Origin of the sequence: Streptomyces sp. NPDC006174 (assembly GCF_040614075.1) — a bacterium.
Taxonomy (GTDB): domain Bacteria; phylum Actinomycetota; class Actinomycetes; order Streptomycetales; family Streptomycetaceae; genus Streptomyces.
In genome coordinates this window covers 1-21,822 of sequence record NZ_JBEXTJ010000007.1, presented here as the reverse complement: position 1 = coordinate 21,822, position 21,822 = coordinate 1, and the positions used below count along the sequence as shown (strand labels likewise).

Genomic DNA, 21,822 nt, shown 5'->3' with positions numbered 1-21,822 from the left:
GCTCCCGTTCCAGCCCCTCCGGCGCTTGAGGAGCGGAGCCCCGAAACCCCAGCCCGTCCGGCGCTTGGGGACAAACCGGGGCCCGGGGCGGAGCCCCGGTTTCGGGAAGAGTGGGGTCTCCCCTGCTCGAACGAAGTTGAGAGCTTGGGGATGGGTAGGGGCCAAACCCCGCGTAGCGGCCCCACCGCAACCGCCACCCCCACCTCACCGCACGGTGAGAAAATCCTCCGCCGCCCGAACAGCCCGCTCCCGAACCACCCCCACCCCATGCCCCACAGCCACCGCCCCCAACGGATCCCACGACGAGGGCAACGACAACACCTCCCGCACCACCGACCGGCAGAACATCGTCGAGGACACCCACGCCGACCCCAGCCGCTCACCGGCCAACGCCACCAGGAAGTTCTGCACCCCGGCCCCCGCCGCGACCACGAACATCTCGCGCTCCGCCGTGTCCCGCCGCTCGTCCCCGTACGTGTGCGAGCCGTCCATCACCAGGCACGGCACCACCAGATACGGCGCGTTGCGCAGCACATCACCGCGCCGCACCCGCTTCGCGATCGACTCCTCGCTCTTGCCGTCGCGCCGCAGATCCGCGATCCACGCGTCCCGCATCGCACCCAGCAGCCGCGTCCGCGACTCGGCCGACTCCAGCAGCACGAACCGCCACGGCGTCGTGTGATGCGGCGCGGGCGCGGTCACCGCCGCGGCCACCGCCCGCCGCACGGCCCCGGGATCCACCGGCTCGTCGCTGAACTCGCGCACCGTACGCCGCAGGGTCACCGCCTCGCGCACCGCCTCCGACGTCCCGAGCCGGAACATGTCGTCGGCCGCACTCCGTACGAGCGCACGAGCACCGGGCTCGTCGTCCACGCCGGACGCCACCACATGCGACAGCCCCCGCACCACCGCCACCGGCAGCCCCGCCGCCTTGCCCTTGACCAGGTCCCCGGCGGCGGCCAGCTCGTCCGCCGTCGCCACGACCGTCGCGCTGAGCGGATTGCCGTACGCGTCCGTCCCACCGCGCAGATCGTCCAGCACCCGCACGCCCGCCGCCCCGATCGCCACATCGGTCAGCCCGTTCCGCCAGGGCCGGCCGAAGGTGTCCGTGACGACGACGCCGACCTCGACGCCGAGGCTGTCCCGCAGCCCGTCCCGGATGACCCGCGCGGAGGCGTCGGGGTTCTCGGGCAGCAGGAGCACGGTCCCGGCCGGAGTGTTGGAGGCGTCGACCCCGGCGGCGGCCATGACGAGACCCTGCCGGTTCTCCACGATCCGCAGAGCACCGCGCCGCGCCACGACCCGTACGGTCTCGGCGTCGATGGCGGCCTCACGGTCCTCCGCCTGGACGATCCGGCCCTCGGCCTTGGAGACGATCTTCGAGGTGACGAGGAGGACGTCACCGTCGACGAGCCCCGGCTCGGCCCCGGCGATCAGCTTGGCGAGATCGTCACCGGCCCGCACCTCGGGAATCCCGTCCAGGGCCCACACCCGAAAAGAAGGCGCGGCAGCACCACCGGCCTCAGGCCCCGCGCTCACGCCCGCACCTCCCCGGCCAGCTCCAGCGCCTGCCGGGCCATCTCCGCCGTAGCGTCCACGTCCGTCATCATCAGCGGCACCGCCCGGCACCGGATGCCCGCCGCCTCGACCTCGTCGACCGCACCGGCGTCCACCGTGTCGACCAGCCACCCGTCCAGCAGCCCCGACCCGTAGTGCTGCGCCACGGCGGCCGCCGTCGACTCGACGCCCACGGCCGCGAGCACCTTGTCCGCCATCCCGCGCACCGGCGCGTCGCCGACGATGGGGGAGAGGCCGACGACCGGCACTCCGGCCTCGGCGATCGCCTCCCGGATGCCGGGCACGGCGAGGATGGTGCCGATGGAGACCACCGGGTTCGACGGCGGGAAGAGGATGACGTCGGCGGAGCCGATGGCCTCCAGCACGCCCGGCGCCGGCTTCGCCTGCTCCGCGCCGACCGGCACGATCGCCTGCGCCTCGACGGAGGCGCGCAGCTTGACCCAGTACTCCTGGAAGTGGATGGCCTTGCTCTCGCCGTCCGTCTCGACGGCGACATGCGTCTCGACCCGGTCGTCCGACATCGGCAGCAGCCGCACGCCCGGCTGCCAGCGGGCGCAGAGCGCCTCGGTGACCGCGCTGAGCGGATAGCCCGCGCCGAGCATCTGCGTACGGACGATATGGGTCGCGAAATCGCGGTCACCGAGACCGAACCACCCGGGCCCGACCCCGTACGCCGCGAGCTCCTCCTTCACCTGGAAGGTCTCGTCGGTCCGTCCCCAGCCCTGCTCCTCGTTGATGCCACCGCCGAGGGTGTACATCACGGTGTCGAGGTCGGGGCAGACCTTCAGCCCGAACAGATGGATGTCATCACCCGTGTTGCCGATGACCGTGATGTCCGCGTCGGGCGCGGCCTGCTTGAGGCCACGCAGAAAACGAGCACCACCGATACCGCCGGCCAGAACAACAATGCGCATGCACAGCAGTTTGTCAGGCGGGTACGACATCCACGGCCGTCGGGGCGCACTGCGCGGCGTGCATCGGCATCTCGGTCAGACCCGGGTAGTAGATGTGCAGGCTCACGGCCGGTTCGAGCGAGTCGTTGACCACTTCGTGGACGTAGCCGGGCGCGAAGGCGCGCTGCGCACCGGCGCCGAGCGTCCGGTGGCCACGCTCGGTGTGCTCGGTCAACTCGCCTTCGAGGACCGTGAGTACGCCGGCGGACCGGCCGTGGTCGTGGCGCCCGCTGCCCTGTCCGGGCACCCAGCTGAGCAGCCACACCTCGTAGCCGAGCGGGGCCTCCCCTGCTCGAGCGGAGCCGAGAGCTTGGGGAACGGTCTGGAGCCGGTGGTACCAGCGGGTGGTGGTGTCGTACCGGACGAGTCCGGCCCAGCGTGTGCGGTCGGCCGCGATGGAGCGGGCGAGGCCGACGAACTCGGAGACGGTGGAGGGATGCTCGCGGGCGGGCTGCAGGAGGTGCTGGACCTCAAGGATGTCGCCGGCGATCTGAAGGTCGCTGTCGCTGTTCATGGGGTGCGGTGGTTCCTCGGCATGGGGGGCGCGCGTGCGGGGAGTCGCGTGGAGCGTCGGCGGCCGCGGAAAGAAGAGAACCGCGGGGAAGCCGGAAAAGCGGGGGAGGAGCTGGATCAGAGCTGGAGCACTACGGCATCAACAGCTGTGACAGCTGGAACAGCAACAGCGAGCCTGGACAGCGCTGCGGAACCCACGGACGTGGGTGACGTGCATCGCTGCGATCGCTGACATGAGATCCAGGAGACCGGCTCGATCGCTCCCTGTCAACCCGATGCCCGCTATGGGGGCAATGTTTCACCCCTTCCGGTTGTCGCGCGAGCAGAAAGGTTTGCTCACTGCCGATGGCGGAGACATGGCGCATCACCTGCCTCTTCAAACGTGGTTGAGGGCCTGTGATCTGACTGTGATCTTGATCGCTACAGTGATCGAATCGCAATGTAAGCGCACCCCTGATCGTCTTGACCGGGGGAAGGCGTGATGGAGTGGGGCCTGTGGCATATGTCAGGTTTTTGGTGATTTGAACACTTACCGCATACGCTTGGTTCCGCAGAGTGAATCCCTGGGCCAATAGCAGATCCTCGCTTGACTGCCTCGGAGATACACACTTGTAATTTCACTCGTGTCGTTCGGCCGTGACCAGTCAGTAACGGCCGCATCACGGGACGCAAGAGACAGACGAGGGGCGCACATGACCGAGCTGTTCCAGCAACTGCTGGTCGAGGACGCGGACGAGGAACTCGGCTGGCAGGAGCGCGCACTGTGCGCCCAGACCGATCCCGAGTCCTTCTTTCCTGAAAAGGGCGGATCCACCCGCGAGGCCAAGAAGGTCTGTCTCGCCTGCGAGGTGCGGTCGGAGTGCCTCGAGTACGCGCTGGCCAACGACGAACGCTTCGGCATCTGGGGCGGACTTTCCGAACGGGAACGACGGCGTCTGAAGAAGGCCGCGATCTAGGCGTCTGAAGAAGGCCGCGATCCAGGCAGCTCAAGGAGGCATCGATCCAGGCGCCTCTCCCGGCCCGGCCCCGGCAGCCCTTTCCCGAGCAGGGCTCCTCAAGGACCACGCACCGACGGCCCGCCGCCCACCACTCCCTCCCCGGGGAGCGGGCGACGGGCCGTCGGCATGTCCGCGACCCTCGCGCACCAGGGGCGTTCCTCCGCTCCGGGCCACCGCCGCGGATCCGTACCGTTAGTGTGGGGCCCCGTCCGAGATGCGCCAACGCCCCGCCGGGGCGCGCGTGTACACCGAAGCAGCCCCCGGGGATACGCCCCCGGACCCGGCCGGAGGGCCCGTACCTCGATGTCCGTGCACAGCCACTCGGCGGCGCCGAACGCGGCCGCCGCCGCCCCAGAGTTCCCCCGGCACGTCGTCACCGCCGTGCTCGTCTCCCACGACGGCGCCCGCTGGCTGCCCGACGTGCTGGCCGGGCTGCTCGGGCAGGAACGCCCCGTACAGAACGTCGTCGCCGCCGACACCGGCAGTGCCGACGACTCGGCCCGGCTGGTCGCCGAGGCGCTCGGCGGCGACCGCGTCCTGCACCTCGCCCGCCGTACGAGCTTCGGCACCGCCGTCGACGAGGCGGTCCGCACCGCCGGGCCGCTCACCCCCGACGACCTGCCGTACCTCAAGCGGCCCGGCGGCTGGGACCCGGTCACCCGGTCCTGGACCGACGAGAACTACGACCTGCCGGAGCTGCCGCACGGCGAACCGGTCCAGTGGCTCTGGCTGCTCCACGACGACTGCGCACCCGAGCCGGACGCGCTCGCCGAGATGCTGCGCGTCGTCGACACCGACACGTACGCCACCATCGTCGGGCCCAAGCTGCGCGGCTGGTACGACCGCAAGCAGCTCCTCGAAGTCGGCGTCTCCATCGCCAACAGCGGCCGCCGCTGGACCGGCCTGGACCGCCGCGAGCAGGACCAGGGCCAGCACGACCAGGTCCGCACGGTCCTCTCCGTCTCCTCCGCCGGCATGCTCATCCGCCGCGACGTCTACGAGGAGCTCGGCGGCTTCGACCGCAACCTCCCGCTGATGCGCGACGACGTCGACCTGTGCTGGCGCGCCCACCTCGCCGGCCACCGGGTCCTCGTCGCGCCGGACGCCGTCCTGCGCCACGCCGAGGCCTCCGCCCGCGAGCGCCGCCCGATCGACTGCGCCGGCCGCTCGGTCGCCGGCCCGCACCGCGTCGACAAGGCGGGCGCCGCCTACACGATGCTCGTCAACGCGCGCGGCAAGGCCCTGCCGTGGGTCCTGCTCCGGCTCGTCGTCGGCACCCTCCTGCGTACCCTCGCCTACCTCGTCGGCAAGGTCCCGGGCCAGGCGCTCGACGAGGTCACCGGCCTCCTCAGCACCCTGCTCCGGCCCGGTCGCATCCTCGCCGCCCGCCGCGAGCGCGGAAAGGGCGCGGTCGACGCGGCCGAACTGCGCGCGCTCTTCCCGCCGCCGGGCGCCACCGTCCGGGCCACCGTCGAACAGGTCGCGGGCAACTTCGGCAACAAGGGCGAGGCCGAGTCGAGCGGTTCGCGGCACGGAGCCGTCGAGTCCGGACCCGGCGGCGACGACGCCGACTTCCTGGAGGTCGACCAGTTCGCGCGGCTCAAGCGGATCGGCCGCAAACCCGGCCCGGTCCTCTTCGCACTGCTCCTCCTGGTCTCGCTCATCGCCTGCCGCAACCTGCTCACCGGCGGCTCCCTGGCAGGCGGCGCGCTGCTGCCCGCGCCCGCGGAGGCCGGCGAGCTCTGGGGCCGGTACGCGGACGCCTGGCACACGATCGCCACCGGCTCCACCGCGACCGCTCCGCCCTACCTCGCGCTCCTCGCCGCCCTGTCGGCCCTCTTCCTCGGCTCCACCGGCCTCGCCGTCGCCGCCCTGCTGGTCTGCTCGGTCCCGCTGGCCGGACTCACCGCGTACTTCGCCTCCCGCCCGCTGCTCCCGTCGCGGCTCCTGCGGGCCTGGGCGAGCGTCGCGTACGCCTTCCTGCCCGCCGCGACCGGCGCGCTCGCCACCGGCCGCCTCGGCACCGCCGTCCTGCTCGTGCTGCTCCCGCTGATCGCCCGCGCGGCCGTCGCCGCCCACGGATTCCGCGACGGCACCGACCCGGACGCGCCGCGCGGCAGCTGGCGCGCGACCTGGGCGTACGCGCTGCTCCTCACGATCACCACCGCGTTCACGCCGGTCGTCTGGCCGCTCGCCGTGGTGCTCGGCCTCGGCGTGCTGGCGCTGCGCCGCCGTGACATCACGGCGTACGGACTCCGCTTCCTCGCCGCCGTCGGCATCCCGATGCTGGCGCTGGCGCCGTGGTCGCTGACACTCCTCACCGACCCGTCCGCGTTCCTGCGCGAAGCGGGCCTGGACATCGGTACGGGAACGGCTTCGGCGTACGACCTGCTCGGGATCAGTCCCGGCGGCCCGAAGGCGGCCGGCAGCTTCCTGCTCCTCGGCATCGTGCTGGCGGCGCTCGCGGCCCTGCTGCGCGGCGAGCGGCAGTTCGCTGTCCGGGCCGCCTGGGCCACCGCCCTCACCGGCCTGCTCTTCGCGGCGCTCGCCAACGGCTCGACCTGGGCCGGACCGGCCACGCTCGTCTACGGCGCCGCGCTGATCGCCGCCGCACTCGTCGGCGCGGACGGCGCCCGGGTCCGGGTCGCCGAGCAGAGCTTCGGTTGGCGCCAGCCCGTCGCGGCCCTGATCGCCCTGGCCGCCGGGCTCGCCCCGGTCCTGGCCGCCTTCGGCTGGATGGTCGGCGGCGCGGACGGCCCGCTGGAGCGCCGCGACCCCGTACAGGTCCCCGCCTTCGTGGCCGAGGAGAGCTCGACCCAGGACCAGGCGCGCACCCTGGTCCTCGGCGGCACCTCGCCCGGCTCCGTCTCGTACAGCCTGGTCCGCGGCTCCGGCGCGCGCCTCGGCGACGGCGAACTGACCGAGGCGGCGGGCTCCAACAGCCACCTCGACAAGGTCGTCGCCAACCTGGTCGCGGGCTCCGGCGCCGACCAGGGCGGCCAGCTCGGCAACTTCGCCGTCCGCTACGTCCTCGTACGCGACGGAGCACCGCGCCAGATGAGCCGCGTCCTCGACACGACTCCGGGCCTCAGCCGCCTCAGCCAGCTCGACGGCAGCGCGCTGTGGCGGGTGGACCGCCAGGTCGCGCGCGTGATGGTGGTCCCGGCCGGCGGTGAGGGCGAGCGCCTTCCGGTCGGCTCCGGGCCCGTGGAGGCGCACTCCGAGATCCCGGCGGGCGACGAGGGCCGCATCCTGCGGATCGCCGATGAGGCCGCGCCCGGCTGGCAGGCCACGGTCGACGGCCGGGTGTTGACCCGCGTGACCGTCGACGGCTGGGCCCAGGGCTTCGAACTGCCCGCGGGAGGCGGCCGCCTGGACCTCACGTACGACGCCCCGTTCACGCACACCGTCTGGCTCTGGGCGCAGGGCGCGCTCGCGGTGGTCCTGGTGGTCATGGCCCTGCCGGGCCGCCGCCGGGAGATCGACGATGACCTGCCCGAGGAGGCGCTCGCGGTCGCCGCCGCCGACGCGGACGGCGACGGCCGCCGGGCCCGCAGGCTCCGCGCGGCGGCCGAGGCGGAGGCGGCGGCAGCGGAGGCGCCGGAGGAGGCTCACCCGGCGGAGTACATCCCGGAGCAGCAGAGCGGCGAGTACGACCCGCAAGACACCACGGCCGGCTACGCGGCGCTCCCGCAGCAGAGTTACGGCGAGTGGGACGGGCAGCAGTACCAGGAGGCGGGCCGGCAGCCGGCCGACGCCTACCAGCAAGGCGAGTACGCCACGTACCAGCAGGACCCGTACACGCAGCAGGACACCGGCTACGCCACCCGCTCCGGCTACCAGGACCCGTACGGACAGCAGCAGTACGGCACCGAGCACGGTGACGGCAGCGGCCAGTACGGCGGCTCCGGCCCCTACGACCAGCAAGGTCAGCAGAGCCAGCACGCTCAGTACGACCAGTACGGCCAGTACACCGGCGAGCAGCCCTCGTACGACACCGGCGAGCAGCCCCCGTACGCCGCCGATCCTGCCCAGAGCCCCGCCGAGACCGGCGAGCACCCCGACACCCCGGGCCAGGCCCCCTGGCAGACCCGTAACGCACCGCGAGGCGAGTCCGAGTGAAGTCCACCCACCTGTCCCTGATCGCGGGCGCCGTCGCCCTGGCCGCCATCACCGGCTTCGCCTCGCTCAACGCACCCGGAGGCCCGGCCGCCGAAGAGACCGCGAGCGCCTCCTCCCTGCCGGTCGAACGCTCCAGTCTGGTCTGCCCGGCACCCAGCACCTCCGACCTGGCGGAGACGAGGTACACCTCGTTCACTCCGCCGGGAAAGGACACGGGCGGAGGCGAGGGCACGAAGGACACCGCCGAGCTGAAGCCGGCCCTGGCGGCCCTCGACGACGAGATCGAGACCGACCCGAAGAAGGCGAAGAAGGCCGAGGAGGCCGCGAAGAAGGCGAAGGCCAAGGCCGACAAGCCGGTGCTGGCCGTGAAGGAGCCCGGCAAGCCGGTCCTCGCCGACGCGAACGGCTCCGCCGCTCCGGCCCTCGTCGGCACGGCCACCGGAGCGCTGGCGCCCGGCTGGGCGGCCCAGCAGACGACCACGGTCACCGCGGGCGGCGCGCGCGGCCTCCTCGGAGTCAGCTGCACCGCTCCGGACACCGACTTCTGGTTCCCGGGCGCCAGCACCGCGCGCTCGCGCCAGGACTACATCCACCTCACCAACCCGGACGACGGCGCGGCCGTGGCCGACGTCGAGCTGTTCGGCGCCAAGGGCGCGGTCAGTTCGGAGGTCGGCGACGGCATCACCGTGCCCGGCCGCTCCAGCGTCGCGCTCCTGCTCTCCACCCTCACCGACGAGTCCGTCAACGACCTGACGGCCCACGTCACCACCCGCTCCGGCCGGGTCGGCGCGGTCCTGCTGACCGCCGACGACGGCTCGGGCACCGACTGGCTCACGGCGGCCGCCGACCCCTCCGGCACGCTGGTGATGCCCGGCATCCCGGCCGACGCCACCTCCGTACAGCTGGTGGCGTTCGCGCCCGGCGAGAGCGACGCGGACGTGAAGGTGCAGCTGATGGGGAAGAACGCGACGTTCGCGCCGGCGGGGAACGACACGCTCCACATCAAGTCCGGGATGACCGCGACGGTCGACCTGAAGGACATCACCCGAGGCGAACCGGGCTCGCTGCGCCTCACCCCGGTGGAGAAGAACCGCGCGACCCCGATCGTCGCCGCGCTCCAGGTGATCCGGGGCACCGGCGCCAAGCAGGAGTACGCCTACATCCCGGCCACCGGCCCGGTGGGCGCACGGGCGAGCGTCACCGACAACCGGGCCAAGGGCTCCACGCTCTCCCTCGCCGCACCCGGCGCGGACGCCGAGGTGAAGGTGACCACGTCGGCGGGGAGCGGAGGCGGCGAGGCGACCGTGGAGACGTACACGGTCAAGGCCGGTACGACGATGGCCGTCACGCCGAAGCCTCCGGCCGGCCTCAAGGGCACGTACGCGCTGACGGTGGAGACGGTCTCGGGCGGCCCGGTCCACGCCTCACGCGCGCTGGTCCTGCCGGAGGACGGCGTACAGATGTTCACGGTCCAGACGCTGCCGGACGACGGCGGCACGGTGGTGGTGCCGTCGGCGCGGCAGGACCTGTCGGTACTGGACGACTGAGGGCCGGCGGCGAGCGGCGGTACGGAGGAGAAGGCGGCGGTACGGCGGCTAGGGCCAGGCGTCGCGCGGCAGACGGCAGTTCGGCGACAGGCCCTGGAAGTGTCCGGCGGATCAGGGACGGACAGGCCGCACCAGGCGTCGCGGACCCGGCCAAGATCCGCCGGACACGCCCTACTCCTGCCCGTACCGCGGATCGACCGACTCCGGGGCCAGCCCCAGCAGCTCGGCGACCTGCTCCACGACGACCTCGTGGACGAGCAGCGCGCGCTCGTCGCGGTTCTTGGTGCGGATCTCGATCGGCCGCCGGTAGACGACGATCTGCGCCGGCCGTCCCTTGGCCGCAGATACGGCGTCACCGAGCGGAACGCTCTCCTCCAGATCGCTGGGCACATCCAGGACGACGAAGTCGACCTCGGCCAGCTGGGGCCAGCGCCGCTCCAGCCGCTCCACCGAGTCCTGGACCAGATCGCGGAAGATCTCGCCCCGGCTGGCCGACAGCGGTACCTGGGGCGGCGCGACCGGCCCCCGCATACCGCGGCCATGACGATCGCGGCGCCGGGGCCGCGGCTCGAACGGGTGGGGGGAAGGTACGGAGCTGTCCATCACCGACGCAGCGTAACGCTCCCGGGCCCGCCTCGATCGTGCCGAGGACGCGGCCCGCGACCGTTTCCCCGGCCCTTCCCCCGAGCGTCCCCCGGCCGGAACATTCCGGCGGTCCACCCCGATGTGGGGCTCCTGTCCGCAGTTGAACATTCAGGCCAAGGTTGAGCCCTTTTCAGGCCCCTGACCCGATCATCGAAGGCCGGTGGAACGCCGGGATCCACTCCGGCGCGGGATCCTCGGAACCACCCGTCCCGCACCGCGCGCTTACCGCGACGCAGGTCAGAGGGTTGCCGGAGGCAGGTGTGCGGCGAGGACCGCAGGGCGACACGGTGGGGTGAGCCGGGGGAGAGTCGTCGCAGCCCGCTCAAGAGTGCGGTACCGTCCAACATCGTGAGCCCTGTACGTCGCTGTTCGCGCACCGCGTGCGGCCGCCCTGCCGTCGCGACACTGACGTACGTCTATGCCGACTCGACTGCGGTCCTCGGCCCGCTCGCCACCTACGCCGAGCCCCACTGCTACGACCTCTGCGCCGAGCACAGTGAGCGGCTGACCGCGCCACGCGGCTGGGAGGTGGTGCGCCTCTCCGACGGCTCCGCGCCCGCGCACCCGAGCGGCGACGACCTGGAAGCGCTGGCCAACGCGGTACGGGAAGCGGCCCGGCCGCACGACCGCGGACCGGACGGCGGCGGCAGGGGCCCGCGCTCCGCGGACCCGGTGGAAGTCGCCCGCCGAGGCCACCTGAGGGTGCTGCGCTCCCCGGACTCCTGACGCATCGTACGGCCGGGTAGTTTGGGCTCTCCGTAAACACCAGGAGGACCGGCCGTGGTCGCTGATCTGTCGCAGCTCGTGAAGGCGTACGACGTACGTGGCGTGGTGCCCGACCAGTGGGACGAGTCGCTGGCCGAACTGTTCGGAGCGGCGTTCGTGCAGGTCACGGAGGCCGACGCGATCGTGATCGGCCACGACATGCGCCCCACCTCGCCGGCCCTGTCCGGCGCCTTCGCCCGAGGCGCGGCGGCCCGCGGCGCGGACGTCACGCTGATCGGCCTCTGCTCGACGGACCAGCTGTACTACGCGTCGGGCGCACTGGACCTGCCGGGCGCGATGTTCACCGCCTCGCACAACCCGGCGCAGTACAACGGCATCAAGATGTGCCGTGCGGGAGCGGCACCGGTGGGCCAGGACACCGGCCTCCGCGAGATCCGTACGCTGGTGGAACAGTGGTCCGAAGGCGCGCCGCGGCCCGCCGCGTCCACCACTCCCGGCACCATCACGGAACGCGACACCCTCACGGATTACGCGGCCCACCTCCTGGCCCTGGTCGACCTCAAGGCGATCCGCCCGCTGAAGGTCGTCGTCGACGCGGGCAACGGCATGGGCGGCCACACGGTCCCCACGGTGTTCGAGGGCCTCCCGCTCGACCTCGTACCGATGTACTTCGACCTGGACGGCACCTTCCCGAACCACGAGGCCAACCCGCTCGACCCGAAGAACATCGTCGACCTCCAGGCCCGCGTCCTCGCCGAGGGCGCCGACCTCGGCCTCGCCTTCGACGGCGACGCGGACCGCTGCTTCGTCGTCGACGAACGGGGCGAAGGCGTCTCGCCGTCCGCGATCACGGCCCTGGTCGCCGCCCGCGAACTGGCCCGCAACGGCGGCCGGGGCACGGTCATCCACAACCTGATCACCTCCTGGTCGGTCCCCGAGGTGGTCCGCGAGAACGGCGGCACCCCGGTCCGCACGAGGGTCGGCCACTCCTTCATCAAGACGGAGATGGCCGAGCACGGCGCGATCTTCGGCGGTGAACACTCGGCGCACTACTACTTCCGCGACTTCTGGAACGCCGACACGGGCATGCTGGCGGCCCTCCACGTCCTCGCCGCCCTGGGCGGCCAGCCCGGCCCTCTCTCCGAACTCGTCGCCGCCTACGACCGCTACGCCGGCTCCGGCGAGATCAACTCCACGGTCGCCGACCAGACAGCCAGCCTCACCGCCATCAGGTCCGCCTACAGCAACCGCGACGACATCACCTTCGACACCCTGGACGGCCTGACGGTCACGTCCACGGACTGGTGGTTCAACCTCCGCGGCTCGAACACGGAACCGCTGCTGCGCCTGAACGTGGAGGCGAAGGACGAGCGGACGATGACGGCGGTACGGGACGAGGTACTGGCCCGGATCCGATCCTGAGGGCTCCGCCCACTTCAGCCCCTCCGGGCGCCTGCCTTCAGCCCCCTCCGGCGTTTGAGGAGCGGAGCCCGGGGCGGAGCCCCGAAACCCCAGCCCGTCCGGCGCTTGAGGACAAAGCGGGGCCCGGGGCGGAGCTCCGGTTTCGGGAAAAGTGGGGTCTCCCCTGCTCGAACGAAGTCGAGAGCTTGGGGATGGGTAGGGGGAGGCCCGCCCCAGGCGCCCCGCCGCCCCATCCCCCGTCCTCCACCCCCCAGCCGAACCGCGCCCCCGTCCCCCCAGCGGTAGGCTGACGACGCCTGATCCACGTGCATCAGAACCGCACCGCTCGAAGGGACCCACCCCATGCCGCTCGAAGCCGGCCTCCTGGAGATCCTGGCCTGCCCGGCCTGCCACTCCCCGCTCGACGACCGCACCGCGGCCGACAGCCCGGAGCTGCTCTGCACCGGCGCCGACTGCGGCCTTGCCTACCCGGTCCGGGACGGCATCCCGGTCCTGCTCGTCGACGAGGCCCGCCGCCCCGCCTGACCGCGAGCGAAGCGCGTACGGGCACGTCCCACCGCGGCACGGCACCGGCCCCGACCGGAGAGCAGGGCGCACGCACCAGACCCCGCGCCCACCCCCGTAAAGGCAAGGCCCCCGCCACCGACCCCCGCACCCGCGTCCCTCACCCCACCCGGTGATCGGAGGCCCACCGCCATGCTCGACGAGTCCTTGCTCGACGCCCCGGAAGCCCTGGCCAGGGCCGACCGCCGCGACCTGCTCCGCGGCGCGGCCGAGGCCGGCGCCCGGGTCCGTACCGCCGCCCGGCACGCCGCCGAGGCCGGCATCGGCGGCCTGAACCCGGAGGGCCGCCCCCGCGCCGTCCTCGTCGCCGGCCCCGGCACCGCCGCATCCGGCGTCGCCGACCTGATCGGCGCGCTCGCGGGCGCGGCCGCCCCCGTGACCCGGATCCACCCCACAGGCGTGGCCCCCGCCCCCGGAGCCCTGCGCTGGGCCCTGCCCGGCTGGGCCGGCTCCGTGGACCTCCTCCTCATCGCGACCGCCGACGGTTCGGAACCCGGCCTCGCCCTCCTCGCCGAGCAGGCGTACCGCCGCGGCTGCACGGTCGTCGCCGTCGCGCCCACCCGCTCACCGCTCCGCGAGGCGGTCGACGGGGTGCACGGCCTGGTGGTGCCGATGGCGGCCGCACCGCACGGCGAGTACGACGCGGAGGTCTCCGCCGCCGGTCCCGGCACCCTCTGGGCGCTGGTCACCCCGCTGCTGGCCCTGCTCGACCGGGTCGGCCTGGTGACCGCCTCCGCCGAGGACCTGCAGAAGGTGGCCGACCGCCTGGACCGCACGGCCGAACGCTGCGGCCCGGCCATCGCCACGTACAGCAACCCGGCCAAGACGCTCGCCGCCGAGCTGGCCGACAGCCTGCCGCTGCTGTGGACGGAAGGCACCGCGGCGGGCCCGGTCGGCCGCCGCTTCGCCGCCGTACTGTCCGAGCTCGCGGGCCGTCCCGCCCTCGCCGCCGAACTGCCCGAGGCGCTGCCCTCGCACGGAACGCTGCTCGCCGGGGACTTCGCGGCCGGCGCCGATCCGGACGACTTCTTCCGCGACCGGGTGGAGGAGGGCGAGACGCTCCGGGCCAGGGTCGTCCTGCTGAGGGACCGTCCGACGGGCGGCCTCAGCGCCTACCCGGCGGCCCGTGAACTGGCCCTCGGCCACGACACCCCGGTCAGCGAACTGGAACCGGACGAGGGCAGCGACCTGGAGACGCTGGCCGAACTGCTGGCCATCACGGATTTCGCTGCCGTTTACGTGGCTCTGGCATCAAGGCCCACGTAACGAGAAGCACCACACGCCGCACAACCCACCAGCGAGGACGACTCCATGGACCGGCTGTCCAACACCGTGCGCCCCTACGCCTGGGGCTCCACCACGGCCATCCCCGCCCTGCTCGGCACCGCCCCCACCGGCGAACCGCAGGCCGAGATGTGGATGGGCGCCCACCCGGGAGCCCCCTCCCGCATAACCCGCTCAGCGACAGGCACCACCTCCGCGGACCTCCCGCTCACCGACGTCGTCGCCGCGGACCCGGAAGGCGAGCTCGGCGCGGCCACCGTCGCCAGGTTCGGCCCCCGCCTCCCCTTCCTCCTCAAGCTCCTCGCCGCCGGCGCCCCGCTCTCCCTCCAGGTCCATCCCGACCTGGACCAGGCCCGCAAGGGGTATGAGGACGAGGAGGCCCGGGGCGTCCCGATCGACGCCCCTCACCGCACGTACAAGGACGCGAACCACAAGCCCGAACTCATCTGCGCCCTCACCGCCTTCGACGGCCTCTGCGGCTTCCGCAGGCCCACCGAGGCGGCGGACGCGATGGAGGCCCTGGGAGTCGACTCCCTGAAGCCGTACGTCGACCTCCTCCGCGCCCACCCCGAGGAGGCCGCCCTCCGCGAGGTGCTCACGGCCATCCTCGGCGCCGACCCGGCCGAGATGGCCGACACCGTGGCCGAGGCGGCGGCCGCCTGCGAACGACTCGGCGGCTCCCACACCCCGTACGCCCGCATCGCCCACCACTACCCGGGTGACCCCGGCGTCCTGGCCGCGATGCTGCTGAACTACGTCCGACTCCAGCCCGGCGAAGCTCTGTTCCTCGGCGCCGGCGTCCCGCACGCCTACCTCGACGGCCTCGGCGTCGAGATCATGGCCAACTCGGACAACGTCCTGCGCTGCGGCCTCACGCCCAAGCACATCGACGTCCCCGAACTCCTGCGCATCGTCCGCTTCGAGGCCACCGAACCCGACGTCCTGCGCCCCGAGGCCGCACCTTCCGGCGAGGAGCGGTACGAGACCCCGGTCGACGAGTTCGCCCTCTCCCGCTACACCCTCGCGCCCGGGGCCGCGCCCACCGAACTGACCGCCCCCACCCCGCAGATCCTGCTCTGCACCGCCGGCGCGGTCCGGGTCGGCGAGCTCGACCTGGCTCCCGGGCAATCCGTCTACGTACCGGCCGCCGAAGCGGTGGAAGCCACAGGACCGGGCACACTCTTCCGTGCCACGGTGGCGGCCTGACGCAGCGCTCCTCTCCGTGGCTGCAACAATGTGCCGCCGCAGCGCGGCACCACCTGCCGTACACCGACGAAGGGACACCACGCACTCATGAGCGCGTCCGGCGGAACCAAGGCGATCGTGGCGGCACTCGTCGCCAACCTCTCGATCGCCGTGGCCAAATTCGTAGCGTTTCTCTTCAGTGGTTCCTCGTCGATGCTCGCGGAGAGCGTCCACTCGCTCGCGGACTCGGGCAACCAGGGCCTTCTGCTGCTCGGCGGCAAGAAGGCCAAACGCGAGGCGACGCCGCAGCACCCCTTCGGCTACGGGCGCGAGCGCTACATCTACGCCTTCCTCGTCTCCATCGTCCTCTTCTCGGTCGGTGGCATGTTCGCGGTCTACGAGGGCTACGAGAAGATCAAGCACCCGCACGAGATCACGGCCTGGTACTGGCCGGTCGGGGTCCTGATCTTCGCGATCATCGCCGAGATCTTCTCCTTCCGTACGGCGATCAAGGAGTCCAACCAGACGCGCGGAGACCGCTCCTGGACCGAGTTCGTCCGCCGCTCCAAGGCCCCCGAACTCCCGGTCGTCCTTCTGGAGGACCTCGGCGCCCTCGTCGGCCTGATCCTCGCCCTCGGAGGCGTCGGCCTCGCCCTCGCCACCGGCAACGGCGTCTGGGACGGCATCGGCACCCTCTGCATCGGCATCCTGCTGATCGTCATCGCGATCATCCTGGCCGTCGAGACGAAGTCCCTCCTGCTCGGCGAGTCGGCCGGCCTCGAAGAGGTCGAGAAGATCAAGGCGGCCGTGGTGGACGGCGACACCGTCACCGGCATCATCCACATGCGTACGCTCCACCTCGGCCCCGAGGAGCTGCTGGTCGCCGCCAAGATCGCGGTCCGGCACGACGACACCGCGGTCGAGGTCGCCCGCGCGATCGACGCCGCCGAGAGGCGCATCCGCGAGGCCGTCCCGATCGCCCGGGTCATCTACCTGGAGCCGGACATCTACAACGCGGAAGCGGCCGCGGCCGGCACCGACCCCGGCCAGACGCCCGGCGGCCCGGCCTCGAAGGATCCCGGGGCCCCGAAGGATCTCGGCCACTGACCCACCGCACTCCGGCCCCGATCGGCCCGGTGACCCCTCACACATGCCCGTCTCCATGAACGGGCTGGGGGTCACTGGGCCGTTCGGTGTAGATTCGGATACGGAACAGACGTCGCTGCTGATGGCGGTCGACCGGTCCGCGGACGCGAGCCGGGCGAGGGACAGAGGGCCTCCGACGGACTGCACTGCGAACGCGCTCGGGCATTCGTGTGCCCCGTCGCCGCAGAGTCAGCCCAGACAGCCCACCTCGACCCATCACGAGGAGCAGCCCCGTTATGACGACGGTCACCAACCGCCAGGACTTCAAGGTCGCCGACCTTTCTCTCGCAGCCTTCGGCCGCAAGGAGATCACTCTCGCCGAGCACGAGATGCCCGGCCTGATGTCGATCCGCAAGGAGTACGCCGTCACCCAGCCGCTGGCCGGTGCGCGGATCACCGGCTCGCTGCACATGACCGTGCAGACGGCCGTACTCATCGAGACCCTCGTGGCCCTCGGTGCCGAGGTCCGCTGGGCCTCCTGCAACATCTTCTCCACCCAGGACCACGCCGCCGCGGCCATCGCCGTCGGCCCGAACGGCACCCCGGAGGCCCCCGCCGGCGTCCCGGTCTTCGCCTGGAAGGGCGAGACGCTGGAGGAGTACTGGTGGTGCACGGAGCAGGCGCTGACCTGGCCGAACACCCCCACCGGCGGGCCGAACATGATCCTGGACGACGGTGGCGACGCCACCCTCCTCGTCCACAAGGGCGTCGAGTTCGAGAAGGCCGGCGCGGCCCCGGACCCGTCGACGGCGGACAGCGAGGAGTACGCCCACATCCTCACCCTGCTGAACCGCACCCTCGGTGAGGCCCCGCAGAAGTGGACCCAGCTGGCGTCCGAGATCCGCGGCGTGACCGAGGAGACCACCACCGGTGTCCACCGCCTCTACGAGATGCACCGCGACGGCACCCTCCTGTTCCCCGCGATCAACGTGAACGACGCGGTGACCAAGTCGAAGTTCGACAACAAGTACGGCTGCCGCCACTCGCTGATCGACGGCATCAACCGCGCCACCGATGTCCTGATCGGCGGCAAGACCGCCGTCGTCTGCGGCTACGGCGACGTGGGCAAAGGCTGTGCGGAGTCCCTCCGTGGCCAGGGCGCCCGCGTGATCATCACGGAGATCGACCCGATCTGCGCGCTGCAGGCGGCGATGGACGGCTACCAGGTCGCCACCCTCGACGACGTGGTGGCGCAGGCCGACATCTTCGTCACCACGACGGGCAACAAGGACATCATCATGGCCTCGGACATGGCCAAGATGAAGCACCAGGCCATCGTCGGGAACATCGGCCACTTCGACAACGAGATCGACATGGCCGGCCTGGCCGCCATCGACGGGATCGTCAAGGACGAGGTCAAGCCCCAGGTCCACACCTGGAAGTTCCCCGACGGCAAGGTCCTCATCGTGCTCTCCGAGGGCCGCCTGCTGAACCTCGGCAACGCGACCGGCCACCCGTCCTTCGTGATGTCGAACTCCTTCGCCGACCAGACCCTCGCGCAGATCGAGCTCTTCACGAAGCCGGAGGAGTACCCGACCGACGTCTACGTGCTGCCCAAGCACCTGGACGAGAAGGTCGCGCGTCTCCACCTCGACGCCCTCGGCGTCAAGCTGACGACGCTCCGCCCGGAGCAGGCGTCGTACATCGGCGTCGAGGTCGACGGCCCGTACAAGCCCGACCACTACCGCTACTGATCCGGCACCGTGCGGCGGGCCGGGAGGCTCGCACCTCCTCCTCCCGGCCGCCGACGGTACCGAGCCTCAGCAGCAGTACGCATCAGCGGTACGCATCACGCAGCAAGCAGCAGCGGCCCGTGGCCGGCAGCTGACAAGACAGGCCCCCGCACCCCCGTGTCGGGGGCTTGTCTCGTCACCGCCACCCGGTCACCGACCCCGCACAGCCCGAGGAACCCGAAGGACCCCATGCCCCGCGGCAGGTATTCGCTCCACGATCTTCACGATCACACCCCCCTCGGCGAAGAACACTTCCACTGCGCCCCCGGCCCCTCCGGCTGGCGCTACGTCTCGCAGACCACGTCCCCCTCCGGCGACCACCTCGGCTCCGTCGACCTGGCCCTGGACGAACTGGGCCGGCCGATCCGTCTCGAACTCCACTCCGCGAGCTGGCAGGTACGGGGAGCCGCCCTGGAAGGCGTCACCTGGGTCCGAACCGACCCGACCGGCACCCATGCCACCGAAGGCAACGTCCGCGCTCACGCCTTCTCCGGAACATCCCCCGCGTTCCTCGTCGCTCTGACCCGACTTCTGCGCCTCACCCCCGATTCCCCCGAGACCCGCGTCCGCGTGGTCACCTTCACGGACCCGGTCCTCGCGCCACGTACCGGCGACCAGTCCTGGGCTCTGGTGAACAGTGAAGCGCACGCCACTGACAACGGCTCGCTGATCGTGGACGAATACCAGGTCAGCGCCCTGGACACCGGCGACCGGCACACCGTTCACGTAGCCGGCGACGTCGTCCTCGCAGCCCCGGGCATCGAGCTGGAACACCTGGAGACACCCCCGTCCCCGAGCCCCTCCCCGCACACCGACTAACCGGGCGGAGCGAACCCGGCGGAGGAGCCTCCGGCCCTTCTCCGCTCCTCCGCACCAGGAACACCCCCGACAGCCCCACCGACCGCATCAGCCCCACCCACCTCAACAGGCGCAGCAACCTCGGCGGGCACAACGAACCCGCCGGACACCGGCGGCACGGGCACGGAGGGCACAGGCACAGGCACCGGCGGCACGGGCGCCGACGCCGCGGAGGCCGTCCCCCCGGACCTCGAGAACACCCGCCGGGCATCACGCGCCTGCCGCTCATGAACCACCGCGGCCAGAAACGCCGCCACCGGAATCCCCTGGGGCGGAGCGATCCCCGTACGCACCACCAGCTCATCGGCCAGCCGCGCGGCGACCGAGCCGCCGACACCGGCATCCAGCTGGTGCATCCGCGTCAGGTACTGCCGTATCGCGAGCCAGAGTTCATCCGGTACGGCGGACAGGTCCAGCTGCGAGAACCGGCCGACCAGCCACGGCGGAGGCGGCGGCACAGCGCCCGACCGCTTGGCCGACACCCGCTCCCGGATCACCAGCGTCCCCGCGAAGACATCGCCGAGCCGACGCCCGCGCGCCGACACGAGCGAAGCGACCGAGGCAACGACCCCGAACGTCATCAGGATCTCCACCGCTCCCATCGCACCCCGAACGAGCGCGTGCCGGAACCGGATAGGCCCGCCGTCGTCCCGCACCACGCGCAGCCCACACGCCAGCTTCCCGAGGGAACGGCCGTGGCTCAGCGTCTCCACCGCGATCGGCCCTCCGATCAGCACCAGCAGGAACAGGGCGACCCCGATCGCTGCGACGGCGGCTTCGTCCAAGGTGACGGAGGCGATGCCTACCACGACCGAGACCAGCATGAAGGCGCAGAAAACCACTGTCAGATCGATCGCCGCGGCCAGCGCCCGGCTCGGCAGCCTCGCCGGCCTCAGCTCCAGGACGACCGCGTCCCCGGTCACCAACTCGCTCATCGCGCCCCCACTCTTCCCCGGCCTTCACTGCCCCTGGCCGGCCCAGTCTGCCAAGCTGACCCGCAGCGCGCCGCAGTAGTACGGCCCCGTACGCACCCATGCCTGGAGCAACAGCCGCCCATGGACCTCGACGTCTTCGTCACCGCCCACCGCACGGAGTGGGACCGCCTCGACCACCTCCTGCGCCGAGGGCGCCGCCTGACGGGCGCGGAGGCGGACGAGCTCGTCGTCCTCTACCAGCGCACGGCCACCCACCTCTCCCTGATCCGCTCGACCGGCCCGGACCCGCTGCTGACCGCCCGCCTCACGCAGCTCGTGGCCCGAGCCCGGGCGACGGTCACGGGCACCCGCAAATCCTCCTGGCGCGACGCGGCCCGTTTCCTCACCACGAGCTTCCCGGCGGCTGTCTACCGCTCGCGCCACTGGTGGGTCCCGACAGCGATCCTCTCCACGCTGGTGGCCGCGCTCCTGGGCTGGTGGATCGGCACCCACCCCGAAGTCCAGGCGGCGATAGCCGCGCCGGAGGACCTCCGCGCCATGACCCGGCCCGGCGGGGAGTACGAGACGTACTACTCCAGCCACCCGGCCGCGTCGTTCGCCGCGCAGGTGTGGACGAACAACGCACAGGCCGCCGCGATGTGCCTGGTCCTGGGCGCGTTCCTCTGCATACCGGTGATCTGGATCCTCTTCCTCAACATGCTCAACCTCGGCGTCGGCATCGGCCTGATGTCCTCGGCGGGCCGCCTGGACGTCTTCCTCGGCCTGGTTCTCCCACACGGCCTCCTGGAACTGACCGCGGTGTTCGTGGCCGCCGGCACGGGCCTCCGCCTCGGCTGGACCGTGATCGACCCCGGCCCCCTCTCCCGCCGAACCGCCCTCGCCCAGCAGGGCCGCGCCGCGCTGGGCATGGCCATCGGTCTGGCCCTGGTCCTGTTCGTCTCCGGCCTCATCGAAGGCTTCGTGACACCCTCAGGCCTCCCGACCTGGGCCAGGATCACCATCGGCATCACCGCTGAACTGGCCTTTCTCGCGTACGTCTACATCCTGGGCCGCCGCGCGCTACGGGCCGGCGACACCGGCGACCTCACAGCGGTCGAACGCAGCGCCGAGCTTCCCTCCGCCGCCTGACCACCGGTGTGCGTCGGCCCCCGGCTGGGCTGCTAGTCTCCTCTTCGCCCGCAAAAACCGTTGACACGGCGGATGCGGGGAGGTAGATTTAAACGGTTGCCTCGAACTAGACAGGTTCGAGTGAAGCGCATAGTGTCTATCTAGCTCGTACCGGGAAGTCGGCAATATCCCGCAGAGCCAACGATCCTCCTCTTTAGTTTCGAATCGCAGGCTGTTCATTCGGCCGACGTGCTTCTGATAAAGTCGGATCAGCCGAAAGGCAAGGCCACTCCACGGGCCACCGGAAATCGAATTCGGACCGGAAACGGAACGAAAAAGAGTCTGGTAAAGTTGGAACCGCCGGAAAGGGAAAACGCGAAAGCGAAAGACCTGGAAAGCGAAACTGCACGGCCCGCTTCGACCGGGAATCGGACACGAAAGAGTCTGATAGAGTCGGAAACGCAAGACAGCAAGACAAAGAAGTACATGAAGGGAAGCGCCCGGAG

Annotated in this window: 17 protein-coding genes; 12 read left to right on the top strand and 5 right to left on the bottom strand. The window is 71.7% G+C overall.

Annotated elements, in window-relative coordinates:
• Positions 1–204: 204 nt before the first annotated feature.
• Genes ABZ267_RS17005 through ABZ267_RS16995 form a run of 3 tightly spaced genes read right to left on the bottom strand, consistent with a single transcriptional unit; the run spans position 205 to position 3,045 of the window.
• Complete coding sequence (locus ABZ267_RS17005) at positions 205–1,539, bottom strand: coenzyme F420-0:L-glutamate ligase (RefSeq protein WP_356746321.1); 1,335 nt, start codon at positions 1,537–1,539, stop codon at positions 205–207.
• Positions 1,536–2,492, bottom strand: a complete 957-nt coding sequence (gene cofD, locus ABZ267_RS17000) for a 2-phospho-L-lactate transferase (RefSeq protein ID WP_356746320.1) — start codon at positions 2,490–2,492, stop codon at positions 1,536–1,538. Before cofD ends, ABZ267_RS17005 begins: the two co-directional genes overlap by 4 nt.
• Positions 2,493–2,505: 13 nt before the next feature.
• Positions 2,506–3,045: a cysteine dioxygenase family protein gene (locus tag ABZ267_RS16995; RefSeq protein ID WP_356746319.1), complete on the bottom strand. Its 540-nt coding sequence runs from the start codon at positions 3,043–3,045 to the stop codon at positions 2,506–2,508.
• A gap of 691 nt (positions 3,046–3,736) precedes the next feature.
• Between ABZ267_RS16995 and ABZ267_RS16990 the strand changes: the two genes are divergently transcribed.
• The 3 genes from ABZ267_RS16990 (at position 3,737) to ABZ267_RS16980 (ending at position 9,711) form a co-directional block, all read left to right on the top strand.
• The gene (locus ABZ267_RS16990) at positions 3,737–4,000 is read left to right on the top strand and encodes a WhiB family transcriptional regulator (RefSeq protein WP_014046372.1); all 264 of its coding nucleotides are present in this window, start codon (positions 3,737–3,739) and stop codon (positions 3,998–4,000) included.
• A gap of 345 nt (positions 4,001–4,345) precedes the next feature.
• The gene (locus ABZ267_RS16985) at positions 4,346–8,164 is read left to right on the top strand and encodes a glycosyltransferase family 2 protein (RefSeq protein WP_356746318.1); all 3,819 of its coding nucleotides are present in this window, start codon (positions 4,346–4,348) and stop codon (positions 8,162–8,164) included.
• Positions 8,161–9,711 carry a DUF5719 family protein gene (locus ABZ267_RS16980; RefSeq protein ID WP_356746317.1) on the top strand — a complete coding sequence of 517 codons (1,551 nt, stop codon included), beginning with the start codon at positions 8,161–8,163 and terminating at the stop codon, positions 9,709–9,711. The genes ABZ267_RS16985 and ABZ267_RS16980 overlap by 4 nt, the downstream gene beginning before the upstream one ends.
• A gap of 171 nt (positions 9,712–9,882) precedes the next feature.
• Here ABZ267_RS16980 and ABZ267_RS16975 read toward each other — a convergent pair whose 3' ends face one another.
• A complete protein-coding gene (locus tag ABZ267_RS16975; RefSeq protein ID WP_356746316.1) occupies positions 9,883–10,242 on the bottom strand; it encodes a metallopeptidase family protein in 360 nt (119 codons plus the stop codon).
• Positions 10,243–10,704: 462 nt separating this feature from the next.
• Between ABZ267_RS16975 and ABZ267_RS16970 the strand changes: the two genes are divergently transcribed.
• The 8 genes from ABZ267_RS16970 to ABZ267_RS16935 all read left to right on the top strand — a co-directional run bounded on the left by ABZ267_RS16970 (position 10,705) and on the right by ABZ267_RS16935 (position 19,235).
• Positions 10,705–11,082 (top strand): DUF3499 domain-containing protein, encoded by a 378-nt coding sequence (locus tag ABZ267_RS16970; RefSeq protein WP_015608934.1) that lies wholly within the window; start codon positions 10,705–10,707, stop codon positions 11,080–11,082.
• Between the two features lie 54 nt (positions 11,083–11,136).
• Positions 11,137–12,504, top strand: a complete 1,368-nt coding sequence (locus ABZ267_RS16965; protein ID WP_356746315.1) for a phosphomannomutase/phosphoglucomutase — start codon at positions 11,137–11,139, stop codon at positions 12,502–12,504.
• A 342-nt stretch (positions 12,505–12,846) separates the two neighbouring features.
• A complete protein-coding gene (locus ABZ267_RS16960) occupies positions 12,847–13,029 on the top strand; it encodes a Trm112 family protein (protein WP_356168503.1) in 183 nt (60 codons plus the stop codon).
• Between the two features lie 171 nt (positions 13,030–13,200).
• Positions 13,201–14,334: an SIS domain-containing protein gene (locus ABZ267_RS16955; protein ID WP_356746314.1), complete on the top strand. Its 1,134-nt coding sequence runs from the start codon at positions 13,201–13,203 to the stop codon at positions 14,332–14,334.
• Positions 14,335–14,379: 45 nt separating this feature from the next.
• Positions 14,380–15,558, top strand: a complete 1,179-nt coding sequence (gene manA, locus ABZ267_RS16950; protein WP_356746313.1) for a mannose-6-phosphate isomerase, class I — start codon at positions 14,380–14,382, stop codon at positions 15,556–15,558.
• Between the two features lie 87 nt (positions 15,559–15,645).
• A complete protein-coding gene (locus tag ABZ267_RS16945; RefSeq protein WP_356746312.1) occupies positions 15,646–16,644 on the top strand; it encodes a cation diffusion facilitator family transporter in 999 nt (332 codons plus the stop codon).
• A gap of 275 nt (positions 16,645–16,919) precedes the next feature.
• Positions 16,920–18,377, top strand: coding sequence for an adenosylhomocysteinase (ahcY, locus tag ABZ267_RS16940; protein ID WP_356746311.1), 1,458 nt, complete (start codon positions 16,920–16,922; stop codon positions 18,375–18,377).
• Positions 18,378–18,605: 228 nt separating this feature from the next.
• Positions 18,606–19,235: a hypothetical protein gene (locus ABZ267_RS16935; RefSeq protein WP_356746310.1), complete on the top strand. Its 630-nt coding sequence runs from the start codon at positions 18,606–18,608 to the stop codon at positions 19,233–19,235.
• Here ABZ267_RS16935 and ABZ267_RS16930 read toward each other — a convergent pair.
• Entirely contained in the window at positions 19,232–20,209 is a 978-nt protein-coding gene (locus ABZ267_RS16930; RefSeq protein ID WP_356746309.1) for an RDD family protein, read from the bottom strand. The genes ABZ267_RS16935 and ABZ267_RS16930 overlap by 4 nt on opposite strands.
• Positions 20,210–20,329: 120 nt before the next feature.
• Between ABZ267_RS16930 and ABZ267_RS16925 the strand changes: the two genes are divergently transcribed.
• Entirely contained in the window at positions 20,330–21,337 is a 1,008-nt protein-coding gene (locus ABZ267_RS16925; protein ID WP_356746308.1) for a stage II sporulation protein M, read from the top strand.
• Positions 21,338–21,822 lie beyond the last annotated feature (485 nt).